This is a genomic window from Pseudomonas sp. 10B238 (assembly GCF_000970615.1).
In the GTDB taxonomy this organism is placed as follows: domain Bacteria; phylum Pseudomonadota; class Gammaproteobacteria; order Pseudomonadales; family Pseudomonadaceae; genus Stutzerimonas.
The window spans coordinates 452,713-475,443 of the sequence record NZ_KQ033927.1 but is presented as its reverse complement, the minus strand read 5'-3'; the positions used below and the strand labels follow the sequence as shown (position 1 = coordinate 475,443).

The window sequence follows — 22,731 nt, the reverse complement described above, 5'->3', positions numbered from 1 at the left end:
AATCTGCGTTAGTTTTTCGCGACCGGATCAGCGTCTGTTTTGCCGACGATGGATTCCACATCTTCGATTACCTGCAGAGCAGCCATCGGCCCACCCAGCGAGGTCCATAGCGATCCATCGACGGCGGCGAAACGCTTGGCCTGAATAGACGAGAGCTGGCGGAACGCCGGTGTTTCTTCAGCCTGGCTAAGCGCCTCGACGGCTTCGCCGCTGGTGGCCAGAGTCCCGATCACCAGCCAGTCCGCATCCAGCAGTTCAAGGGATTCAAGGCTCAGTGCCATGGAATGAGTGTGGCCTGGGTCCTGCTGGTGAGCCGGGCGGACCAGGCCGACGTCTTCCACCACAGTGCTGGAGAACGCGTCCTTGAACATGTAGGACGGGCCCTTCGGGTTCCAGCGAACGATACTGAACGTCTCGCCTTGATGGTCCTTCAAACGCTCACGCGCCTCGGCTGCACGTGCTTCGTAGCGGTCCAGAAAAGCCTTGGCTTCAGCATCCTTGTTCAGCACATGAGCGGTTCGCTGCATGCTGGACTGCCAAGGTTCGGCCCATTTAAAGGTCGTGACCGTCGGCGCGATCTCGTTGAGTATCGCCAGCTGCTCCGGCTTGACCGGACCGGTGAGGATCAGATCCGGTTCCAGCTCAAGCAGCGTTTCCAGGTTGGGGTTGTCCAGATCGCCGACGACCTTGATGCCTGACGGCACCTTGCCTTCCAGGTAACGCGGCGGTGCCGCCTGGCCGCGACCGTTGACGGTGCCGATCGGCGTCACCCCCAGTGTCAGCGCCGTATCCAGATCGATTTCGTTGAGCGTGACAACACGCTCAGGCTCGGCCGGAACGGTGACGGTGTTGCCGAACGCATCTTCCACCTGACGGGTGGCGGCGTGCGCACTGAGGGTCATCAACCCCGCTATAAGTGCGATGGTGAGGTGCCAGGGGGTTCGTTTGATCATTGGGTCGTGTCCTTTTGAGCGGGTTCGGGCACCGCTGGGGTGCGGGTGGCTAATGGCGCAGAGGCGGGAAGCGCAGACTCGGCGAGCGAACGGCGACGCGGGACGATCACCGGAGCGCCGTCACCGGGTGCCGGCAGGATGTCCACCTCGGTCTGGTAAAGGCGGTCCACCAGCGCTTTGGTCATCACGTCGCGTGCACGCCCCATGGCCTGAATCTGCCCATCGGCGAGGGCAATCAGTTCATCGCAATAGCGCGCGGCGATGCCCAGGTCATGGATGACGATCAGCACCGTGCGGCCTTCGGCTGCGATCCGGTGAACCGCCTCCATGACTTCGGCCTGATGTCCGATATCCAGTGCGCTGGTGGGTTCGTCGAGCAGGATCAGATCGGTGTTCTGCGCCAGGATCATGCCGAGCCACGCGCGCTGCGCCTGCCCGCCAGAGAGCGAAGAGGCCTGGCGATGCCAGATAGCGTCGAGCTGCATGGCCGCGCGAGCGCGGGCGACCTGACGCGCATCCTCGTCGCTCCACTGGTTGAACCAGCCCTGATGCGGATGCCGACCGTATTGCACCAGCTGTTCGACGCGAATCCCCTCGGCTATTACGGGGCGCTGGGGAAGAAACGCCAACTGACGGGCCAGACTTTTCATCGAGTAACGAGACAGCGACTGCCCATGGACGTGGATTTCGCCACGTTGCAGGGGCAACTGACGCGCCAACAGCTTGAGCAAGGTCGATTTGCCGCTGCCGTTGGGCCCGACGATGCCAATCAGCCGGCCTTTGGGCAGCGAGAAGGTAAGGTCGTCCAGAACCACCTTGTCCTGATAGGCGAAATGAAGGTTTTCGACGCTCAGTACCGTCATCAGTCAGCCCCTCGTCTGTCCTTGAGCAGCAACGCAAGCAGCAGAATGCCGCCGAGTAGCCTTGTCATGATGCCGGTGGGAATCTCTTCCGGCTGCGCCAGCACCCGCACCAGCGTGTCGCTGCCCAGTAGCAGCACTGCTCCGCAAAGGGCCGATAGCCAAAGCGGGGCCAGGTTATCGCGCGCCAGCCAGGACGCCAGGATCGGTGCGGCCATGGCGATGAATACGACCGGCCCGCCAATCGCTGTGCCCAGCGAGGCCACCAGAATGGCCAGGCCCAGCACGCCGAGTTGCACCAGCGGCACGCGGATGCCCAGGTTCTGCGCAGTGGCATCGCCAAAGCGCAACAAGGCCAGGGGGCGGTTGACCAAGGCCATCAGCGGACATAGCGCCAGCAGGACCAGGGCGATCGGGTTGACGGTCTGGTAGCTGACCCCGGCGAAGTGACCCATCGTCCAGAGATAGAGACTGCCCAGGTGCACCAACGGCTGCGTCGACATGGCGAAGTCGCCGATCGCGCCGAGCAGCTCCGACAGCGCAATCCCGATTACGATGAACAGATAGCCTTGCTCTCCGGGGCGGCGGCAGAGGCTGAACAGCGCCACAGCAGCCAATACCGCGCCCAGGGGAGAGGCCCACCAGGGCCAGCTGCCAAGCGTCAGGTATAGGGAAAAACCGACAACCGCCAGCGAGGCGCCTTCATTCACACCGATCATGTCTGGCGTCGCCAGGCGGTTGCGCACCAGGGTCTGGATCAGGCAGCCGGCCATGCCCATGGCAAAGCCGGCAACGATGGCCGCAGCGACCCGCGGCATTCGGATTTTGAAGACCATGATCTCGTGCAGCTTGCTGCCATTGCCGAGCAGAGTGGCGAGCACGTCTCGCATGCCCATCTGGCCGGAGCCCAGGCTGATCGCCAGGGTGGCCAATACGGCAAGCAGCAGCGTGAGCAGGCCGCACATCAGCCAGTTGCGTCGATGCAGCAGCAGACTCAGGCTGCCCATGCGCAGCGTCCACACGCCGCTGGGAGTGGTGGATGCCATGCTTACCTCACCGCCAGCAGAGATCGGAAGCCACCGCGCAAGACGATCACAATCAGCGCCGGCGCGCCGAGTGCGGCCAGCAAGGTTCCGACCGGCAGCTCGAAGGGTTGCAACAGCCAGCGCGCCAGCACATCAGCCGCCAAGAGGAACACCATGCCGAACAGCGTCGAGAACAGCAGCTGTCGGAGCAGTGCCACCGGTTCGATCAATCGAGCGCAGTAGGCTGCTAGAAAGCCCACGAAACCGACGGGCCCGGCAAGAGATATCGCGCAGGCCGTCAGCAATGTCGAGGCGACCAGGACCCCCAGTCGCACCCAGGTGGTGTGGATGCCCAGCGCCCGCGCCTGGCTGTCACCCATTTGCATCAGCGTCAGTTGTCGGCAGAGCAGGCCGGCGAGTGCCAGGCCCAGCAGCGCAACAGGCGTGACGGTGCCCACCGCGTCGAGCCGGGTGGCGGAAAGGGAGCCCAGGTTCCAGAACCGAAATTGCTCCAAGGCCACACGTGTCGACAGCAACATGAAATTCGACAGACCGCCGAATATTGCAGCCAGCGCGACGCCGGCGAGAATGAGTTTCAGTGGGCTGGCCTGGCCCAGCATCAAGCCGATGCCGAGCACCACAAGGTTGCCCAGCAGGGCGCCGGCACCGGACCAGAGCAGATAGCCCCGTGTGGATTCGACGCCGTAGAAAATGAGACCGATGACCAGCCCCAGCACTGCGCCGGCATTAACGCCGAGCAAGCCGGGTTCGGCCAGCGGATTACGTGTTGCGCTTTGCAGCAGCGAGGCGGCGATGGCAAGACTTCCGCCAACAACGAGCGCTGCCAGCGTACGCGGCAAACGCAGTGTCTCTACCACCATGGCCAGTTTTTCATCCGCCACGGCGAGTTGGTTTCCGAGAAGATAGTGCAGCACTTCGACCGCGCCGTAGACGCCTGCGCCGGTGCTCATCGAGAGCGCCAGCAAGCCCAGCAGAAGCGCGCCGCCAGCGATGAGGACCGCTTGCTGGTAGCCGGGGAAGGTCGAATCAATTCGTGTCATTGGTTTCGAGCAAGCTCCTGAAACCCGGCAGCTAGGCTGCCGGGTAATGGCGGGTATCAGATGTCGTAGCTGAAGCCAACGAACACTGTACGGCCCATGAGGATGTTATCGACTGACTGGGCGACATCGTCGCGCTTCTCGTTGGTCAGGTTGTTCATACCCGCTTTCAGCGACAACTCGCGGGTGGCTTGATACTTCGCACCGAGATTCAGTTGATGGAACGCACCGCTCTCAACATTTGGCTGCGCTGCCGAGACGTAGAGGAGTTGGCTGCCGGTGTACTGGTAGTCCAGATTCAGCCCCAGATCGGGCATGGCCTGCCAGTCGAAACCGATATTGGCGACGTGCTGCGGGGTGTTGCGCAGTTGTTCATCGGTATCGCGGTCTTCGGCATCCGAATAGGTGTAGTTCGCGCGCACTCCCATGGTGTCGCTCAGGTTGTAACGACCTTGCAATTCGTAGCCTTGCACGCGCGCCTTGCTGACGTTGCTATAGGTCATCACGGCAGGTCGATATCCGACTCGCCATGTATCGGTGATGATCATGTCGTCGATATCGTTGTTGAACAACATGACGCCTGCTTCGAGACGCTCGTTCTGGTAGAGCGTACCGATCTCGTAGCTGGTCGCGGTTTCGGGCTTGAGGTTCGGGTTGCCGACCAGCGTACACATGCCGCGGCAGGCCAATACGCCATAGGTGTCGTCAGACTGATAGATGCTTGGTGCCTTGAACGAGCGCCCAACGCCACCTTTGATCACCCAGTTGTCGGTGAGGTTGTACACGCCGTAGGCCCGCGGACTGAATTCGCTGCCGAAGCTGTCGTGGTCATCCAGGCGTCCACCCAGGGTCACGTCCAGATCACCGATAGAAAACTCGTCTTGCAGGTAGACGGCCTTCTGGTCCACCTCGGTTTCGCTGCCGAGGTTCTGGTTGTGTGTCAGCTCGGTACGACGCAACTCACTGCCAAGGGTAAGGAGGTGGCTGCCGAGAAACGCGGTCACCTGGCCGTCGACGGTGTGGTTTTTTTGCTCGATGTCGCCCTTCATACCGCGCAGCGTCGTCATGATCTGCGAATCGTCCATCAACTCGACGTTTTCGTAGTAATAACGCACCCGCGTGTTGAAGTCGTCCCAGTTGCCGGTATGGCCGAGTCCAAAGCTCCAGCGCTCCATCTCCTGCACGTTCAGGACCACCGCACCGAAGTTGTTCCACTCGGCCTCGCGATCATCCTTGCGGTGGGTGATGTCAAGGTCGATGGTCTGACGTTCGTCCAGGAACCAGCTGAGGGAACCGTAGGCGCTGCTGGCCTGACGCTGCTCGGCGGCATCGGTATTCGGATTGACCGTTTGCTCGCTGAGCCAGGCGGCCTGGTCAGTGGTTTCCAGAATCAGATTGCCGAGCAGCTTGTTCTCGATCAGCGAACCACTGACGTAGCCGCTGGCCTTATGGCCGTCACCCGAATCACCCTCGGTGGGGTGCTCGTAGGTGTAGGCGATACCGGCTTTCGTCTCTTCGGTGGGCTGGCGCAGGATCACGTTGACCACACCGCCCAGTGCATCTGCACCGTACAGCGACGACATCGGGCCGCGTATCACTTCGATGCGCTCGATGGCCGCCATCGGGATCGAGGACAGATCGAAGTCGTTGGCATAGTTGGAGGACAGCGCATCGCGCGAGTTGATCCGGCGGCCGTTGACCAGCAACAGCGTGTAATCCGAGTCCATTCCGCGCAGCTTGATTTCCTGCCGGCCGTACGTGGACGACGGGTTGAGGTGCACACCGGGCAGGTACTTCACTGCATCGGCCAGGTTGTAAACCGGTCTCTGCTCAAGCTCCTCACGGGTCACCACCGACACGCTGGCCGGCGCGCTGAGCTCGCTGTGTGCCGTCTGGGTGGCGGTGATGACTTGTTGCTCCAGAGCAACAGGCTCGGCCGCGAGTGCGGCAAGCGGCATAAGGCTGGCCAGGATGGTCAGGGATAGGTGACGGGGACGGCTGATACCCCGGTTTAGTGCGATTGACATAGCATGCTCCGTTGCGGCTCGAGGGTCGAAAGGACTGATCACGTATCCGCGACGGGTTAGCCCGCCTGTTGTTTGGTTGAGGTGAGGCACATGTCGCGCTGTCTGATGCCATGAAGCAGATAAAGCACGCCGAGACCCGCCACGACGCCCGCTACGGCATAGAAGGCGGCTAGGTGTTCGAAGCCGATCACTTGGTGTTGAGGGCCTTCGCTCAGATAGCGCGCTGAAAACAAACTGCCGAGTCCGGCTGCGACATTCGAAACCGTTCCTTGAAACGCCATGAATGCTGCGCGTTGGTGAGCATGGGGAACGCCGGCGGCAATGGTCATGGTGCTGTTGGTACGCACGGCACTCAGCGCCATGAACAGCGTGAAGATGACGTAGAGGGAGATGCCCACCGGTGCGGCGAACCCAAGCAAGGTCACCAGCGAGAGGCAGCCGCTGCTGACAAGCACCACTGTTACCGCGCTGCCGCGATCGATCCAGGCGCCGCCGATCCGCATGGCCGCAAGGCTGGCAACGCCGCCAAGCAGATACAGCAGACCCAGATGCGGGCGCGGAAAGTCCAGGTTGAATTCAAAGTAAGTGGCGAAGTGGGGCACCAGTAGAAAGTGCCCAAACATCTGCAATGACGTGATGCCAAGTGCGACCAGGCAGAGGCGCGAACCCAACAGCGATCGGACCGAGGCTTTTGGCCGTTCCACGACTGCAGGCTTGGGCAGCAACAACTGGCACAGCAGCGCCAGCAGCAGCCCCGTCCCGCCCAACAGGAAAAAAGGTGTCGTCCAGTTCCAGCGAATCGAACATTCCAAGGCCAGCGGAATGATCAGAATCGCGGCGAGTGAAAAGCCCATCCCGACATAGGCAAGCTGACGCCCACGCTCCGCCGGCGGTATCAGGTCGAGCATGGTGGCCATCAGAATCGCGCCCATCGGACCCGCCACCAGGCCGGACAGCACGAAGATTGCAATCAGCTGGTTGGGGCCGGTCGCCCAGGCACAGCTCAGCAGCAGGGCAAATCGGAGGACGAGGAGGGTGATCAGCGCGCGCTTGCGGTCGAAACGATCCAGCCAGGGTGCACTGACGAACCCACTTAGCGCAGCAGCCAAGGTTGCGCCGCCGCTGATGTAGCCAACGTGGCTGGCCTCCATGCCGAGCTCGCGCACGAGGTCCGGCCCAAGCGGCATGACCATCATCAGGCTGCCAATGGACAGCATGTTGATCAACATCGCTAGGTGAACAGAGATCCTCGTCTGGTCGGCAACTTTCATTGGTGCGGCACGCTCGATTTGTCAGGCGGCTGCATCCTAAGTCAAGCTGAAAGCTATATCAAACACAAATCGTTCGCATTACCATAATCAGGTGGTCGCAGCTGATGTTCTGAAGTCGGCAGGACAGTGCACGTTGAAATCAGACGATCCAACAGCGTGCGAAAACCGGCGGGGTCGTTACAGTCGATAAACTGTGTTGGTCAGCCGATGGTCATCAGGCTCGCATTGCCGCCCGCCGCAGCGGTATTGATGCTCAACGCGCGCTCGATCAACAGCCGCTCCAAAGGAATGTCGGTATCGCCGCTGGCCATTCCCTGCACACCGACAATCGGACCGCTGCGTTGCGATAGCCGCTGGCTGACGTCGAGCAGCTGGTCGGGTTCGCCGTGGTAGAGCACGACATCGAAACGCGTAGCGTCGCTGGTCCAGTCCGAGGTCAAGGTGATCCTGGCTTGGACCGCCTGAGGGAGCGAGGCGTGAAGCGCTTGTGCCGGCGAGACATCCGGTAGCACGGCCTCGCTGCCAACGGCCAATACCGCCGCCAGTTGGATCATCAGGTCACCTTCATCGTCTGCCAGACACAGCACATGCTCGCGTGGCAGCAGGCTGTAGCTGTTGCGCTCACCGGTTGGGCCGTTGAGCAAGCGAGTGGTGCCGCTCTGGGATTGGTTGGCGTAGCGCTCACAGAGGGCGGCAATTGCTTCCCGGCCGGTTTGCCGAGCCCAGTCCTGGAACTGTCGGGCGGCGTCGGCCTGGGCGGGGGCGCGACGCACCTCGGGTAGCGTCTGCGTACCGCCGAAGTTAAGTGCGCGCAACAGCGCGTCGTGTGGCCGCTCCGATAGTAGGCGATACAGATACAGCGGGCCGCCAGCCTTGGGTCCGGTACCGGACAGGCCTTCACCGCCGAACGGCTGCACCCCTACTACTGCGCCAACAATGTTGCGATTGACGTAGAGGTTGCCGACCTTGGCACGGTCGATCACCTTGGCGATGGTTTCATCAATGCGGGTATGCACCCCCAAGGTTAATCCGTAGCCCGCCGCGTTGATCTGGTCCAGAAGTTGGTCCATATCTGTGCGGCGATAGCGCAACACGTGCAGCACCGGGCCGAAGACTTCCTGCTGCAGCTCGTCAAGACGTTCGAGTTCGATCAGCGTGGGCGTCACGAAGGTGCCATGGGCGCATTCCTTCTCGTCGACGCGGGCCAACTGATGCACGCGTCGGCCTTTGTCGCGCATGGCCTGCAAGTGGCGTTCGATGGTGTCGCGCGCTTCACTATCGATGACCGGGCCTACATCCACTGACAGGCGCTGCGGATTACCCATGCGTGCTTCGGCCATGGCGCCCTTGAGCATGCCGATGACTCGTTCCGCGACATCTTCCTGTATGCAAAACACCCGCAGGGCGGAGCAGCGTTGACCGGCACTGTCGAAGGCCGACGCCATCACATCCATGACGACTTGTTCAGCCAACGCCGAGGAGTCAACGATCATTGCGTTCTGACCGCCGGTTTCGGCGATCAACGGAATGCTACGTCCACGTTCGTCCAGGCGTCCGGCGATGCTGCGTTGCAAGATCGAGGCAACAGCTGTGGAACCGGTGAACATCACGCCGCGGATACGTTCGTCAGCGACGAGCTGGGCACCGACGGTTTCGCCGCGCCCTGGCAGCAGTTGCAAGGCGCCCTTGGGAATGCCAGCTTCATGCAAGATCTGCACGCCCAGCATGGCAATCAAGGGTGTTTGCTCCGCCGGCTTGGCCAGTACGGTATTGCCGGCGCCCAGCGCGGCGCAGATCTGTCCAGTGAAGATCGCAAGCGGGAAATTCCACGGGCTGATGCAGACCACCGGGCCAAGTGGTACATGGGTGTCGTTGTGGAAGTTGTCGCGCACTTCGGCGCCGTAGAAACGCAGAAAATCGACGGCTTCGCGCACTTCGGCAATGGCGTTGGCGTACGACTTACCCGCTTCGCGGATAAGTACGCCCAGCAGCTGTTGCATGCGCTGTTCCATCAGATCCGCGGCCTTTGCTAATGCAGCTGCGCGCCCTGCGGGCGGGGTGCTCCTCCAGGCGCTGGCGCTGTCGAGGGCGCAGCGCAGGGCATTGTCGACATCCGCTTCGCTGGATTCCTGCACGTGACCGACCGTATCCCGATGATCAGCTGGGTTGAGCAAGGGCGCGGCGGGATTCGTCGAAACGGCGTCACAGCCGAGTAGTGGAGCAGCAGTCAGGCGTTGGCGTGCCCCGGCAAGCAAGGCGGACGAAAGCGAGGCCAGCCGTTGCTCGTTGGACAGATCAAGCCCGCAGGCGTTGAGCCGACCGGGCCCATACAGGTGCTGGGGCAGCGGAATCCGGGGGTGCGGCAGGCCGAGTGTGCCTTCCGAGGCGAACATCTGTTCAACCGTCGTCACCGGGTCTGCGACAAGCTCTTCGAGCGAGATGCTCTTGTCTGCGATGCGGTTGACGAAGGAGGTATTGGCGCCGTTTTCCAGCAGCCGGCGGACCAGATAGGCCAACAGGGTTTCGTGGCTGCCAACGGGAGCATAGATGCGGCAGGGCCGGTTGAGACGTCCGTCCTCCTTGCCCACGACCTGCTCGTAAAGCGGCTCGCCCATGCCGTGCAGGCACTGGAATTCATATTGACCGGGGTAGTAGTTATGCCCGGCCAGGTGATAAACCGCGGCCAGGGTATGCGCATTGTGTGTGGCGAATTGCGGATAGATGGCTTCGGGCGCGGCAAGCAGCTTGCGCGCGCAAGCAATGAACGACACGTCGGTATAGGCCTTGCGCGTATAGACCGGATAGCCCTCAAGGCCATTGAGCTGCGCCAGCTTGATCTCGCTGTCCCAGTAAGCGCCCTTGACCAGGCGGATCATCAACCGATGGTGGCTGCGCTTGGCCAGATCGATCAGGAAATCCACGGTATAGGGGCAGCGCTTCTGGTAAGCCTGGATGACGAAACCGATGCCGTTCCAGTCGGCCAATGACGGCTCGAAGCAAAGCCGTTCGAGTAGTTCCAGGGACAACTCGAGGCGATCCGCTTCCTCGGCATCGATGTTGATGCCAATGTCATAGCGCCGCGCCAGTTCAGTCAGTGACACCAGCACAGGGTAGAGTTCATCCATCACCCGGTCGTACTGCGCACGGCTGTAGCGCGGGTGTAGAGCCGACAGTTTGATCGAGATGCCTGGGCCCTCGTAAATGCCACGACCGCGCGAAGCCATGCCGATGGAATGGATCGCCTGTTCGTACGAGGCCAGATAGCGCCGCGCATCTGCGGCGGTGAGCGCAGCTTCGCCAAGCATGTCGTAGGAATACCTGAAGCCTTTGGCTTCCATGGTTTGGGCATTGGTCAGCGCTTCGTTGATGGTTTCGCCGGTGACGAACTGCTCGCCCATCAACCGCATCGCCATGTCCACGCCCTTGCGGATGAGCGGCTCGCCACCTTTGCCGATCAGGCGGTTCAGTGATGATGAAAGGCTGGTTTCGTTATGCGTGGCCACCAGCCGGCCGGTGAGCATCAAGCCCCAGGTGGCGGCGTTCACGAACACCGACTGGCTGTTGCCCAGGTGCGGTTGCCAGTTGCCGGTACTGATCTTGTCGCGAATCAACGCATCCCGAGTGCCCCTGTCCGGCACTCTCAGCAAGGCCTCAGCCAGGCACATCAAGGCGACGCCTTCCTGGGATGACAATGAGAATTCCTGTAGCAACCCCTGCACCAGGCCTTGCCGCCCACCGGCGCTTTTCTGGTTGCGCAGCTTCTCGGCGATGCGTAGCGCAAGTCGGTGGGTCGCTTCGGCCTTTTCCGGCGACAGCCGCGCCTGCTCCAATAGCATCGGCAACGCCTCCGGCTCAGGGCGGCGATAGGCAGCGGTGATGGCTGCGCGGAGCACCGACTGCGGCAGAATGCTCTGTGCAAACTCGATAAACGGCTGGCTGTCAGGTGCGAAATTGACCGTTCTGTCCTCGCCGATGTGGGACACCGCCTCAGTCTCGGGGTGACTCGTGTCGCGTTCGACCTCCTCGAGGTAGCGGAGCAGTGCCTCTTCGATCACCCACTGTGGCGGGCGCTCGATCCGTCTGGCTGCGTCCTCGAGCCGATCGCGAGTTGCCTCGTCGAGCGTGATGCCGAGTGTGCTGGTGACCATGTGGCTGTCCTCCGTGGTGCGGTAGGCGGGATACCTCGGCGGCTGCGCAGCAAGCTGCGATCTGTCATCTCCACTAATAGACAAGCCCGTGTGGCTTATCCATCTGTATCTCCTCAGCGTAGACCCTCGCTGTGCATTGATCCGGCGCATCCGGCAGATGACGCCTCGCCAACGATTGCTGGCGCTGAACTCTCACGAAACAATGCGTCTGGCGACGCATTTCAATTGGGTCTACGAGATCTGAAAGCGCTCGATCGTGCCTCCACAGATGCCGGATCGGGCTCCGGGGCGCTGCTCGAAGCCAGCACACGCGTCGCTGGGTTCAGTGTTTTTCCGGCTCCGGCACGTCGGACTCGCTGACCCCTTCTTTGCGGATCTTTTCCTCCGCCTCATCTTCATCTTCTGCGTCGCCCTGCAGACTCTGTTGTTCGGGCGCCGGGTCATATTGCAATTCGACCAGTACAGGAAAATGGTCGGAACCGAACTCGGGCAGGCGTTGGATGCGTACCAGCTGGAAGTGATGGCTATGAAACAAGTGATCCAGCGGCCAGCGGAGAAACCAGTGCTGAGCGTGGAAGCTGTTGACCATACCGCGACCGACGCGTGGGTCCAGCAGGCCGCTGATCTTGCGAAACAGTCGTGTGTTGGGTGACCAGGCTACATCGTTGAGGTCGCCGGTGACGATGACCGGAATGTCTTCCAGATCGTCCCGAACGCTCTCGGCTACCACCAGCAGTTCGACGTCGCGCTCGGTTGATTCGTCGTTTTCCGTGGGGCTAGGCGGGGCGGGGTGCAGGAAGTGCATGCGGATCGCCAACTGATCATTCAGACGGACCTTGGCGTGCATCGACGGCACATCGTCTTCGACCAGGAAACGGGTTTCCGCATTTTCCAACGGCAAACGGGACCAGACATGCATGCCGTAAAGGTTGTCCAGCGGGCACCGGCAGGAGTAGGGGTATTCGTTGCTCAGTTCCTCGAGCTGATCCTCCCACCATTGATCGGTTTCCAGCGTCACCAAGATATCGGGCCGGTGCTCGCGGACCAGCGCTTTGAGCTTGTCGGTCTGGCGGTTCGGCGTCAGGACGTTGGCCGCCATAACGCGTATGCGGGGTTTTTCGCTGTCAGGAACGGCTGTTTTCACCTCGGGACGCCACAAGCGGGTGTACGGGATGATCCACCAGGCCTGGTAGGCAAGGCAGAGGATCGACAGAGCACTGATCAGAACTTGAAGCGGTTTGGCGTAAGACAGCAATAGCGCCTGGGCCAATAGCAATGCAAAGGCGAGTACGCACAGTTGCAAGCGTGGGAAATCGAGCCCGCGTACCCACCAGACGGGGTTCTTCCAGAGTGGTAGAAACGTCAGCACGACCAGCAGACCAGTCGCTGCCAACAGGATTTCTTCCGTCATGACCGATCCTCGGTGCTATTCGGCGCGACGTCATATCGGCCGTTCGGGTAGCTGTAAGCAGGCATAACGAATTCGTCCCGTCTACGCGTTGATTGGTTCCGCTTGTTTTGTGATGAACAGATGGGGAGAGGGTGTAGGCCTCCTGCGGGCCCGCTGAGTAAGGAGAGCCAACAAAAAAGGCCTGACACGCAAAACGTGTCAGGCCTTCGCTAGAGTAGCGGCCGCTTGAGGTTACAGCGGTTCGCCAATGGCTGCGCAGCTGTTCGGAGTCGCGGCATGCTTTCTCAGCACCGCTAGCTGCGGCTGCTCCGCGCCGCCCGCTACGTCGAGTGCAAGGATGTAGTTGCCCCACCATGGACCACCGGCCCAGTAGGTCAGCGGAACGCAGTTCTCGCGCAGATAGCCGAGCAGGTTATCCATCGCGAGGATCGCATCGGGCGCATAGTTTGGCACGCCCATCTCGCCGATGAACCCGCGCAGGTTGTTGGTCCTCAGCCAGTCCACGAAGGGTTTGGCGCGATTGATGCCGAGCTCCGGTGCGAAGGTTTCGGTCTTGTCCACATACATCCCCGACGTATCCCGGTCGAGGTACATGTGGGCTTCGAAGATCAGGTTATTGTTCGGGTCGCGCATCCAGGGATCGGCGATGAGCTGGGTGTTTGATTGCGGCCAGTGCCAGGCGCTGGAGAACCGGTCTCCGGCAACGTAGATCCAGTTAGTGCGGTCGACCTTGCGGATTTCCTTGGCGGCCGCCAGCGCAGCTTGCGGCCAGAGCCCTTTGGTGTTCGGCTCGTTCATCAGACCGTAGCCGCTGAGTGCCGGATGTTTGCCGACTTTCAGCGCGATACGCTTCCAGGTATTGGCGAACGACTGGATCGATACCGTTTCGGAGCCTATCGGCTGGCGGTAGTAACGATAGTAGTTATGCATGTCCAACACGACCTTCACGCCATGCTTGTGGGCAAAGTCGAGCGATTGGGTGAGCAGTGCCAGTTGCGCAGTGTCGAGCTCGGTGTCCAGCTTCGGCTGTATGCGCTCCCAGAGAAAAGGCAGACGCACCAGCTTCAAACCCTGCTCGGCGTATTTCTTGTAGTAGGACTCGGCTGGATAGATGTAATTGGTCCCGTGTTTACCCGGCAAGACCGAAGGACCGAAGGCGGCGCCAGACAGCGCAACACCGACAAGGCGTACCGGCTCGATTGCCGGCAGCGTGACCTCCGCAATCGGCGCCGAAGGCGCGGCGGGCAGGATGAGCGGAGCCGCTACCAGGCTGAGTTTGTTCGGATAACCAATGCGATTGCCATCGAGCACGGGACCATCCATGAACACCGTAAGGGCGCCGCTGGCGGGCTTTACCGAGGTAATGGTGCGCACCTGACCGTCGGCCGTGCGTACCGATGCGCCAACTACGAAGGCCGCCTTGTTCTGTGCGGTCGCAGCGACCGAAACGCCCGCCGACGCACGCCAGGAGCCGTTCAGCCAGTAGCTGTTGGTGAACTTGTTGATCAGCGCCGCATGGCTCGGCGAGACAACCGGCGCGGGGCTCGGCGAGGCTGGCACGGGTAGCGTGCTCGCCACGGTGCTCACGCGGAGCCTGTTGGGATAACCGACTAGATTGCCGTCGAGCACCGGACCATTCATGAATACCGTCAGGGCGCCGCTGGCCGGTTTGAGCGCGGTGACCGTACGAATCTGCCCATCTGCCGTACGTACCGAGGTGCCGACTCGAAACGCTGTCATGTTCTGTTGAGTCGCGGCGACCGAAACGCCTGCCGAGGCGCGCCAGGAGCCGTTCTGCCAGTAGCTGTTGGTGAACTTATTGACCAATGCCGAGTAAGACAGGCTCGACACGCTCGTGTCCACGCCACTAGCAGCGTAAGCGCCACCTACAGGGAAAAAGCCCAACAGCGTGGCCAGGGCCATTACAGGCATGAGGCCTTTACTGGGCCTCGGGGAAAAATGGTTAAACATCGGCTCACCGTGATCATGAACACCGAACTAGGTTTCGGTGTAGCGACAAGGGGAGGTTGATCAATAAGCGGCGCTGCAAAGGCAGGCGGTATCCCACAAACAGAACGAACCAATCAGTAAAACGACCAGGGCGGTGAAACCTCCCGTTTCGTTTGCGTACTTATAATTTATTTTGCAAATCGCTAAAACTTTTAGTGACCGTGTATTGGCGTCAATAAATAGACTATATCGGCGGTTAATAGCAGTTTGATATTAAGTCGCCACGCTGTCGTCCATGCGCGCCGGTCTGAAGCCCTTTGGTTGTAAGGGCTGCGCGGATGATGGCGTCATTTTTTTGAATTAACCGTTAACGCTGTCTCCCTTCTAGCTAAGGAAGTAATCCGATAAACGGTAAGTTATTTGTTGAACTATTCTGAAATTTCGGTTGCTGGTTGCGCGGGGTTTCAGGGCAACGGCAACTGCATGTAAGCGGCACTGGGTTCGAAGCGTTTCGCTGCAGGCGGCCGAGCTGGGAGGACGCTTTGGTTGTTGTAAAGCGCTCAAGCTTCGGGCAGGGTCAAAGTCAGGCCTCTATCTGCGGAGTCATTCCATGTCGGAGCTATACCCTCGCGTTGATCCCGATGGGCTGATCGAATACTCGGTCGTCTACACGGACCGATCGCTGAACCACATGTCCCGGTCGTTCCAGAGCGTGATGAACGACATCTCCAGCACGCTGAAATCTGTCTACAACGCCCACTCAGTCGCAGTGGTGCCGGGCAGCGGCACCTTTGGAATGGAAGCGGTGGCACGTCAGCTGGCCCACGACCGCAACTGCCTGGTGATTCGCAACGGCTGGTTCAGCTATCGATGGACGCAGATATTCGACATGGGCCGGATTCCAGCGCAGTCCACCGTGCTCAAAGCGCGACCACTGGATCAGACTGCGCAAGCTGCGTTCACACCGCCGCCTATAGATGAAGTGGTCGCCAGCATTTCCACCAACAAGCCGGACCTGGTATTTGCTCCCCATGTGGAAACCTCGTCCGGGATCATCCTGCCGGATGCTTACCTGCGCGCGATCGGCGACGCCGTGCATGCGGTGGGCGGGCTGTTCGTACTCGATTGCATTGCCTCCGGTGCGCTCTGGGTTGATATGCAGGCGAGCGGCGTGGATGTGCTGATCAGCGCGCCTCAAAAAGGCTGGAGCGCTTCACCCTGTTGCGCACTGGTGATGCTCAGCGAGGCTGCCCAGGCACGCGTCGAGGCGACTCAGAGCAGCAGCTTCGCCTGCGACCTGAAGAAATGGCTGCAGATCATGCAGGCCTACGAGCAGGGCGGTCACGCCTATCACGCCACCATGCCGAGCGACGCCTTGGCGCGCTTTCGCGATGTCATGCTGGAGACTCGAGACTACGGATTTGAAACCGTTCGTGCGCAGCAGCTGGAGCTTGGGCAGCGTGTCCGATCATTGCTGGCGCAGAAGGGCTTCAAGAGCGTGGCTGCCCCTGGGTTCGAAGCGCCTGGCGTGGTGGTCTGCTACACCGACGATGCTGGCATCAAGAACGGCAGCAAATTTGCCGCACAAGGTCTGCAGATTGCCGCCGGTGTCCCGCTGCAGTGTGATGAGCCTGCGGATTTCCAGACCTTCCGTATGGGGCTTTTTGGCCTCGAGAAGCTGAAAAACGTCGATCGAACTATCGATATCTTGCAGGGCGCCCTCGAGCAAATCGTCGCCGGCTAGGCTCCGGCGAGTGCAACGGTCAGGCGAAATCTAGACCGCTCGTCGAACAATCGGGGGCGTTGCGACTGATTCGCAAGTCGGTCGTTTCGGCGCGTCACGCGCGCGATGGCTTGCGATTACGGTCATTGGGAGGGTTAAGAGGTGCTAGAACCTGCGAGCTAGACACATTCCTGAAACAAAAATGTGTTTGCACGAACCGTTATGCTGGCTACGCTGAAATTGTACAAAGCTTATTACAACAAGAAAGAGGGGCTAACTATGACCAACAACCAGAATGCTCAGGTCGTTGCACTCGAGTTGTGGCGCTTTTGCGCTCACTGCGTTGCTGCCATCGTTGTTGTAGGAGCGGTACTGATTGGGTTCCTTGGATCATGGGAGCTGGGCCTCAAGGTCGGTGTCTTGCCGTTGCTGGCACTCGTTGCAGCAGACATCTTGGCCAGACGGCGGGAGCATGACATTCAACTAAGGAATTCCTGACCACCTGCCATCCTGCGCGAGCTGGTGGAGTTCGTGCAGGATATTCACTCATTCAAGATGAACATCCCGGGTACGTTTGCCACCCGTTATCGGTGCGTTAACTCGTAAAGGGTCGCCCAATCAGACACCTGGTCTGCCGGCATGGGTGGCGCTATACCGTATCCCTGGGCTAGATAGCAGCCCATCCCCAGTAGCATTTTCTCTTGCAGGTCCGTTTCTACGCCTTCCGCAATCACTTCGCGTTCGAACGTCCGCGACAGGTTGATGATTGCCTCGCATAAAGCGAGGTCGTCCTTGTCGTGAAGAATGTCACGCACGAACGACTTGTCGATCTTGATCGTTTGTGCCGGTAATCGCTTGAGATAGTTGAGTGATGAAAAGCCCGTGCCGAAGTCATCCAGCGAAAAGGTGACCCCCATCTGCTGGCAGTCGATCAGGCATTGGCTGACGTGCTCGAGATTATCGATGGCCGTGGACTCGAGAATCTCGAGACCAAGTAACCGCGGTTCGACATCCGAATGTTTGGCCAGCAGGCGCTGCAAGCGATCGACGAAATTGGGCAGCTGGAAATGCCGCGCCGCGATGTTCACGCTCGTCGGCCAATGATGTCCTTCGGCGGCCCAGATGCGTAGCTGGCGTAACGTCTGCTCCATCACCCAGTCACCGATATCTATGATGACATCGGTCCGCTCCACAGCCGGTAGGAACGCGTCAGGCGGCAATAGGCCCAGCTCCGGGTGCTGCCACCGCAGCAGTGCTTCGAAACCGATCACCGTGCCGTTGCGCAGGTTCACCTTGGGTTGGTAGTGCAGGCGGAGCTCATCATTTTTCAGCGCGTATTTCACTGACTCGATGTTCTTGAAGGCTGCCTGCGTATTTTGACTGATCGACACGTCAAAGAAGCGGAAGCGGTTACGACCGCTTTGCTTGGCCTCGTACATCGCTTGATCAGCATGGCGTAACAAAGTATCGGGGCCTTCGTTATCCTGTGGGTAGATGGTTACGCCGAGAGAGCCGGCAACCTTCATAACGTATCCGTCGATGTGGAAGGGCACGGCGATGACGTCCAGGACGCGCTGCAACGCGGCAGGAAGCAGCGTTTCATCGACTTGATCCAGCAGCAACACGAATTCGTCTCCGCCTAGACGCGCAAGAAGATCTTCCGTGCGCAATTCCCGCGTCAGCCGGTTTGCCACTTCGACGAGTAGCAAATCGCCCGTGGCGTGCCCGTAGCGGTCGTTCACTGCCTTGAAACCGTCGAGATCGAGAATGCATACCGCAAGCGACCGGCCATGACGCTGCGCTGCCGAGATGGCTTGATGCAGCCGGTCGTGCAGATAGACTCGGTTCGGGAGTGTAGTGAGCACGTCGTGGGACGCACGCCACTGCATGGCCTCGAGCAACTCCTGCTTTTCCGTCACATCGAACCGGATCGAAATGTACTTCTCGACGTGTTGCGCCAGGTCGTCCTTGATCGGGACGATGGTGCTGTTGACCCAGTAGAGCGAGCCGTCCTTGCGGCGGTTGCATATCTCGCCCTTCCAGATATGGCCACTTGAAATGGTGCGCCATAACGTCCGAAAAAATTCGGGAGGGTGCTGACCAGAATTGAGCAGGCGGTGGTTCGTGCCGATCAGTTCGTCCTTGGTGTAGCCAGATATTGCACAGAATTGATCGTTGATATGAGTAATGGTCCCGCGGAGATCCGTCTCTGAATAAATCGCCGCAGCGTCTACAGCGGTCCGATATTTATCTTCATTCATTGGCTAACCACGCTAACGACCACTGGCTTAGGGGTACCTGAATGATTACGGCCCCTTTGGATTAATACTGACTCGGCGCGGTAGGGAAAGTGCAGCAGGGGAGTAGGGTATTGGCTCTCTGCAGCGTAGCCGGCGTTACGGTCCTGAGAAGTCACACTGTTTCAGGAACGGGTTGTCTGCTTGGAACTCCGATAAATAAGCGCAGCAGCAGACCCAACGTCCTGCCTATTCAACCCGGTAGTACCTCTATGCCCCAAACCCGCCTGACCTCCACACGTGCCTGGCTCGATCGCCTTGATAAATCCCGTCACGCCATGCCGCTGCTGTTTGTAGCGTCCATGATGGAGACGCTGCTCATCCCGATTCCGATTGAGGTGATTCTCATCCCCTGGATGCTCTGTCACGCCGACCGTAAATGGCGGATCGCAACGGTAGCGCTGACTGGAAATCTCACTGCCGCCACGCTGGGTTACTACCTGGGTGTATTCGCGATGGATCAGTGGGGCGATACGCTGGTTGGACTGTTTGGCGGACAGGAAGCCTACGACGCGTTTGATCAGCAGTTCCGGGAGGATGGGTTCACCGCGATCCTGGCGATTGGCATCATCCCGATCCCCTTCCAGATCGCCATGCTCGTGGCGGGCGCCAGCGCCTATCCGATCTTTCTGTTTCTGGCGGCCGCCTGTATCGCCCGGGGTGCCCGCTACTACGGCCTTGCATTGTTGATCGCGGTGGCGGGCAAAGCGGCATTGGATATCTGGAATCGCCATGCCAAGCCGATAGGCATCGCCGGGCTCGTATTATTTGCGGTGTGGCTGTGGTTCAAGTTGGCGCCCTGAACCACTGCGCGAATCGAGATCACAGCCGCTGCATGACGCGGCAGGGAGACCGCTAGGCGGCGCGCCCCTCTAGGTACTCACGGTAATAGTCCAGCGTGGCGAGATTTTTGTCCTTGGCTTCGAACATCATGTCGAAACGGTCGAGGAATTCACGGGCGTAGAGATTGGTCCAGCGATTCCACATGCGCTTGCTGTGGCTGTAGAGGTCGCGCTTGCTCAGCGTTTCGAGCAGGGCTGTCATCTCCAGTTTCTCATCGGCGGAAAAGCCCATTTCCATCAGTCGCTCCGGCGGCTGCGAATAGTGCATGGTTGGCCTTACGCCGTGCCAGCTGTCGATAATGCGCGCCACGCGTGGGTCGTGTGGGTCGATGTACCAGTCTTCGTTGATCCAGCAGTGGTGGATATCCAGCACCACGGGCGCCAGGTCGGCGAGCTGCAGGCAATCATCGACGCCGTAGGTCTTCTCCTCGTTCTCGAAGGTGATGCAGTGGCGCGCTTCCTGCGATAACCGTGGCCATATCGAACGAATGCCTTCGACGCCCAGGCGACCTGCGATGTGCACGTTGCACTTGAAGTCCTGGAACTGCCGGCCGAAGCCCATCATCCGGATCATGTCGGCGTGATACTCAAATTCCGCCAGGCTGTTTTCCACCACCTGGGGCTTGTCCGAAGCCAACACACAATACTGGCCGGGGTGCAGCGACAGGCGAATGCCCAAGGCTCTGGCTCGCTCGCCGATCTGTGCGAAGCCCGTTTCGATCGCGTTACGCACGTCCGCCTGGCGATAAAAATCCGCCGCCTCCGGATGGCTGTAGAAGGGCAACAGATCGCTGCTCAGACGCAGCATGCGCAGCGGCTCCGGCAGTGTGCCGACGTAATCGATCAGCCGAACCTGCGCCGCCAGGTTGTGCTTGATAATGTCGTTCAGCTTTTCCCGCGCCACTTCCTGCGACACGCTGTTGAGCCAGCGCAGCGTCGTCGCGCGCGGATTGAAAGTGCGCTCGATTGCTTCCAGCTCCTTTAGCGATTCGCTGTGGCTGGGATGGCGGTACATGCAGGCGAAACCGATTCTGTACATAACGACCTATGTTTGGCAGCGCTTGGAACTACGCGCCGTAGATGATTGTTCTGTTTAGTACCTCGACGATGCGCCGCGTGCGATGCATCTGATGAACTGTCGACTACGGAAACGAGAACGGGGCCCGAAGGCCCCGTATGCGTGCCGCTATTCAAATCAACCGCAATGGTAGCTCGGCGCCAGTTTGTAGACCGAAGTGTCCAGCCCCTCGAATCGGGCCTTCAACTGCAGGGCCAGGTAAAGCGAATAATGCCGCGACTGGTGCAGGTTGCCGCCATGGAACCAAAGGTTCTGCTGCTGCGTGGGCTTCCACATGTTGCGCAGTTCGCCTTCGTATGGGCCCGGATCCTTGGTGGTGCCGGACCCCAGTCCCCAGCAACGGCCGACCTTGTCAGCGACATCCTGAGAGATCAGTTTGGCCGCCCAGCCGTTCATCGAACCGTAGCCCGTGGCATAGACGATAAGATCTGCGGGCAAGCGGCTGCCATCGCTGAGCAGCACGGCGTCCGCCTCGATCCGCTCGACGTTCAGCCCTGGTCCGCTCTTCAACTTGATGGTGCCGTTGGCGATCAGCTCAGAGGCGCCGACGTCGATGTAGTACCCCGAGCCGCGACGCACGTACTTGAGAAACAAGCCGGACTCATCGTCACCGAAGTCGAGCATGAAGCCGGCAGCGGCGAGGCGATCATAGAACACCTTGTCGCGCTCTTTGACCTGCTCGAAGGCCTGGCGATGGAATTCGGGCAGAACCTTGTAAGGGATGGATGCGAAGAGCATGTCGGCTTTATCGGTGGTCAGCCCGCTTTCCAGCGCATCCTCGGAGTAGAGCGGGCCGAAGACGATATCCATCAGCGAGTCGGAACGCACGATGTGAGTGCTGGAGCGCTGCACCATGGTTACCTCAGCGCCGTTTTCCACCAGATCGGCGCAGATGTCATGTGCCGAGTTGTTCGCGCCAATGACCACGGCGCGCTTGCCGCGCCAGGCATCGCCGCCCGGATGCTGGCTGGAGTGGTGCTGCTGACCTGCGAAACTTTGCGCACCGGCATATACCGGGACGTTGGGCACACCTGACATGCCGGTGGCCAGGATCAGCTGCGTGGGCTTGAGCGTTAGCGGCTTGCCGTCGCGCAGCACCTGAACGGTCCAGTGGCCTTCGTTTTCATCGAAGTTGGCGCTGACGCACTCGGTCTTGGCCCAGTAGTTGAGCTCCATGACCTTGGCATACATTTCCAGCCAGTCGCCGATCTGATCCTTCGGTGTAAACACCGGCCAATGTTCCGGAAACGGCAGATAAGGCATGTGGTCGTACCAGACCGGATCATGCAGGCACAGCGACTTGTAGCGACCGCGCCACTGGTCGCCGGGCCGCTCGGCTTTGTCGATGATCAGCGAGGGTACGCCCAGTCGCTTGAGTCGTGCGCCCAGCCCCAGCCCGCCCTGGCCGCCACCGATCACCAGGCTATAGGGCTGTTCGGTGATGCCGAGTGCGGCTTCTTCATCGCGGCGCTTTTCCAACCAGTTGCGCCGGTCGACACGGCCATGGCCGTGCTCGGCACCCATCGGCCTGCGGCGCCCGGTCGGCTCCTCGAAACCCTTGAGTTCACGCATGGTGGTAAGCAATGTCCAGCACAGGCCGTCCTTCAATCGCACGTAACCTTTGCCGCGCGCGACTTCAGTTTCCAGGCTGATCCAGCCTTCCAGTACACCGTCAGCAAATGTCGATTCACCTTCGAGTTTCCAGCTCTCCGGTTTGGTCTCCTCAAGACGGGCTTCAAGCATGTCGCGGATATCCGCCTTGCCCTCGAGCGTGACCAGATTCCAGCTGAACAGGACCAGGTCCCGCCAATGGCAGTCCTCGGCAAAGAGATCGAGTGCGCCGTCGATGTCACGTTGCGCGAGGCGCTGGCCGAGGCGTTCGACCCAAGCGGCGAGCTGGGCAGTGGGTGTCTCGGCAGGGGTCATGGAGTCGATACTGATGTTCATGGGTATGTCCTTGCGAAGGTTCTTGTTATCTATGCAGCGTGCAATCGTTCAGCGTTTCCACGAAGCCGGTTGGCATGCGTTGAAGCTGGAGGCTATGAGCGCAACCGCGCGGTGTCCGCTTGGGTCAGTCGATGGACCGTT

At 60.2% G+C, this 22,731-nt stretch carries 15 protein-coding genes; 3 read left to right on the top strand and 12 right to left on the bottom strand.

The features are described 5' to 3' along the window. Positions 1-8: 8 nt before the first annotated feature. The 9 genes from RT21_RS02025 to RT21_RS01985 form a co-directional block, all read right to left on the bottom strand. Positions 9-953, bottom strand: a complete 945-nt coding sequence (locus tag RT21_RS02025) for an ABC transporter substrate-binding protein (protein WP_052724711.1) — start codon at positions 951-953, stop codon at positions 9-11. Next, positions 950-1,816, bottom strand: a complete 867-nt coding sequence (locus RT21_RS02020; RefSeq protein ID WP_046161378.1) for an ABC transporter ATP-binding protein — start codon at positions 1,814-1,816, stop codon at positions 950-952. The genes RT21_RS02025 and RT21_RS02020 overlap by 4 nt, the downstream gene beginning before the upstream one ends. Beyond that, positions 1,816-2,859, bottom strand: a complete 1,044-nt coding sequence (locus RT21_RS02015; RefSeq protein ID WP_046161377.1) for a FecCD family ABC transporter permease — start codon at positions 2,857-2,859, stop codon at positions 1,816-1,818. Before RT21_RS02015 ends, RT21_RS02020 begins: the two co-directional genes overlap by 1 nt. 2 nt (positions 2,860-2,861) lie before the next feature. Next, positions 2,862-3,899, bottom strand: a complete 1,038-nt coding sequence (locus tag RT21_RS02010) for a FecCD family ABC transporter permease (protein ID WP_101153212.1) — start codon at positions 3,897-3,899, stop codon at positions 2,862-2,864. A 56-nt stretch (positions 3,900-3,955) separates the two neighbouring features. Further along, positions 3,956-5,923 (bottom strand): TonB-dependent receptor domain-containing protein, encoded by a 1,968-nt coding sequence (locus RT21_RS02005; RefSeq protein WP_234463643.1) that lies wholly within the window; start codon positions 5,921-5,923, stop codon positions 3,956-3,958. 56 nt (positions 5,924-5,979) lie between these two features. Continuing rightward, positions 5,980-7,194 carry an MFS transporter gene (locus RT21_RS02000; protein ID WP_046161376.1) on the bottom strand — a complete coding sequence of 405 codons (1,215 nt, stop codon included), beginning with the start codon at positions 7,192-7,194 and terminating at the stop codon, positions 5,980-5,982. Between the two features lie 200 nt (positions 7,195-7,394). Next, positions 7,395-11,342: a trifunctional transcriptional regulator/proline dehydrogenase/L-glutamate gamma-semialdehyde dehydrogenase gene (putA, locus tag RT21_RS01995; RefSeq protein WP_046161375.1), complete on the bottom strand. Its 3,948-nt coding sequence runs from the start codon at positions 11,340-11,342 to the stop codon at positions 7,395-7,397. A gap of 322 nt (positions 11,343-11,664) precedes the next feature. Then, complete coding sequence (locus tag RT21_RS01990; RefSeq protein WP_046161374.1) at positions 11,665-12,753, bottom strand: endonuclease/exonuclease/phosphatase family protein; 1,089 nt, start codon at positions 12,751-12,753, stop codon at positions 11,665-11,667. Positions 12,754-12,984: 231 nt separating this feature from the next. Beyond that, entirely contained in the window at positions 12,985-14,685 is a 1,701-nt protein-coding gene (locus RT21_RS01985; RefSeq protein ID WP_046161373.1) for a glycoside hydrolase family 5 protein, read from the bottom strand. Between the two features lie 628 nt (positions 14,686-15,313). Here RT21_RS01985 and RT21_RS01980 point away from each other — a divergent pair. Next, complete coding sequence (locus RT21_RS01980; protein ID WP_046161372.1) at positions 15,314-16,447, top strand: aminotransferase class V-fold PLP-dependent enzyme; 1,134 nt, start codon at positions 15,314-15,316, stop codon at positions 16,445-16,447. 201 nt (positions 16,448-16,648) lie between these two features. Continuing rightward, positions 16,649-16,924, top strand: a complete 276-nt coding sequence (locus RT21_RS01975) for a hypothetical protein (protein WP_231107984.1) — start codon at positions 16,649-16,651, stop codon at positions 16,922-16,924. Positions 16,925-17,010: 86 nt separating this feature from the next. On the opposite strand, the gene RT21_RS01970 is transcribed toward RT21_RS01975, so the two are convergent. After that, the gene (locus RT21_RS01970) at positions 17,011-18,687 is read right to left on the bottom strand and encodes a putative bifunctional diguanylate cyclase/phosphodiesterase (protein WP_046161371.1); all 1,677 of its coding nucleotides are present in this window, start codon (positions 18,685-18,687) and stop codon (positions 17,011-17,013) included. A gap of 248 nt (positions 18,688-18,935) precedes the next feature. On the opposite strand from RT21_RS01970, the gene RT21_RS01965 reads away from it, so the two are divergent. Continuing rightward, positions 18,936-19,526, top strand: a complete 591-nt coding sequence (locus tag RT21_RS01965; RefSeq protein WP_046161370.1) for a YqaA family protein — start codon at positions 18,936-18,938, stop codon at positions 19,524-19,526. Positions 19,527-19,578: 52 nt separating this feature from the next. On the opposite strand, the gene uvsE is transcribed toward RT21_RS01965, so the two are convergent. Next, positions 19,579-20,604, bottom strand: coding sequence for a UV DNA damage repair endonuclease UvsE (gene uvsE / locus RT21_RS01960; protein WP_046161369.1), 1,026 nt, complete (start codon positions 20,602-20,604; stop codon positions 19,579-19,581). A 156-nt stretch (positions 20,605-20,760) separates the two neighbouring features. Beyond that, complete coding sequence (locus RT21_RS01955; RefSeq protein ID WP_082082088.1) at positions 20,761-22,590, bottom strand: NAD(P)/FAD-dependent oxidoreductase; 1,830 nt, start codon at positions 22,588-22,590, stop codon at positions 20,761-20,763. Between the last annotated feature and the right edge of the window lie 141 nt (positions 22,591-22,731).

What these genes read in the sequence shown, in the direction of transcription:
- RT21_RS02025 (WP_052724711.1), bottom strand. Translation starts at nt 953, where the DNA reads ATGATCAAACGAACCCCCTGGCACCTCACCATCGCACTTATAGCGGGG.
- RT21_RS02020 (WP_046161378.1), bottom strand. Translation starts at nt 1,816, where the DNA reads ATGACGGTACTGAGCGTCGAAAACCTTCATTTCGCCTATCAGGACAAG.
- RT21_RS02015 (WP_046161377.1), bottom strand. Translation starts at nt 2,859, where the DNA reads ATGGCATCCACCACTCCCAGCGGCGTGTGGACGCTGCGCATGGGCAGC.
- RT21_RS02010 (WP_101153212.1), bottom strand. Translation starts at nt 3,899, where the DNA reads ATGACACGAATTGATTCGACCTTCCCCGGCTACCAGCAAGCGGTCCTC.
- RT21_RS02005 (WP_234463643.1), bottom strand. Translation starts at nt 5,923, where the DNA reads ATGTCAATCGCACTAAACCGGGGTATCAGCCGTCCCCGTCACCTATCC.
- RT21_RS02000 (WP_046161376.1), bottom strand. Translation starts at nt 7,194, where the DNA reads ATGAAAGTTGCCGACCAGACGAGGATCTCTGTTCACCTAGCGATGTTG.
- putA (WP_046161375.1), bottom strand. Translation starts at nt 11,342, where the DNA reads ATGGTCACCAGCACACTCGGCATCACGCTCGACGAGGCAACTCGCGAT.
- RT21_RS01990 (WP_046161374.1), bottom strand. Translation starts at nt 12,753, where the DNA reads ATGACGGAAGAAATCCTGTTGGCAGCGACTGGTCTGCTGGTCGTGCTG.
- RT21_RS01985 (WP_046161373.1), bottom strand. Translation starts at nt 14,685, where the DNA reads ATGCCTGTAATGGCCCTGGCCACGCTGTTGGGCTTTTTCCCTGTAGGT.
- RT21_RS01980 (WP_046161372.1), top strand. Translation starts at nt 15,314, where the DNA reads ATGTCGGAGCTATACCCTCGCGTTGATCCCGATGGGCTGATCGAATAC.
- RT21_RS01975 (WP_231107984.1), top strand. Translation starts at nt 16,649, where the DNA reads ATGCTGGCTACGCTGAAATTGTACAAAGCTTATTACAACAAGAAAGAG.
- RT21_RS01970 (WP_046161371.1), bottom strand. Translation starts at nt 18,687, where the DNA reads ATGAATGAAGATAAATATCGGACCGCTGTAGACGCTGCGGCGATTTAT.
- RT21_RS01965 (WP_046161370.1), top strand. Translation starts at nt 18,936, where the DNA reads ATGCCCCAAACCCGCCTGACCTCCACACGTGCCTGGCTCGATCGCCTT.
- uvsE (WP_046161369.1), bottom strand. Translation starts at nt 20,604, where the DNA reads ATGTACAGAATCGGTTTCGCCTGCATGTACCGCCATCCCAGCCACAGC.
- RT21_RS01955 (WP_082082088.1), bottom strand. Translation starts at nt 22,590, where the DNA reads ATGAACATCAGTATCGACTCCATGACCCCTGCCGAGACACCCACTGCC.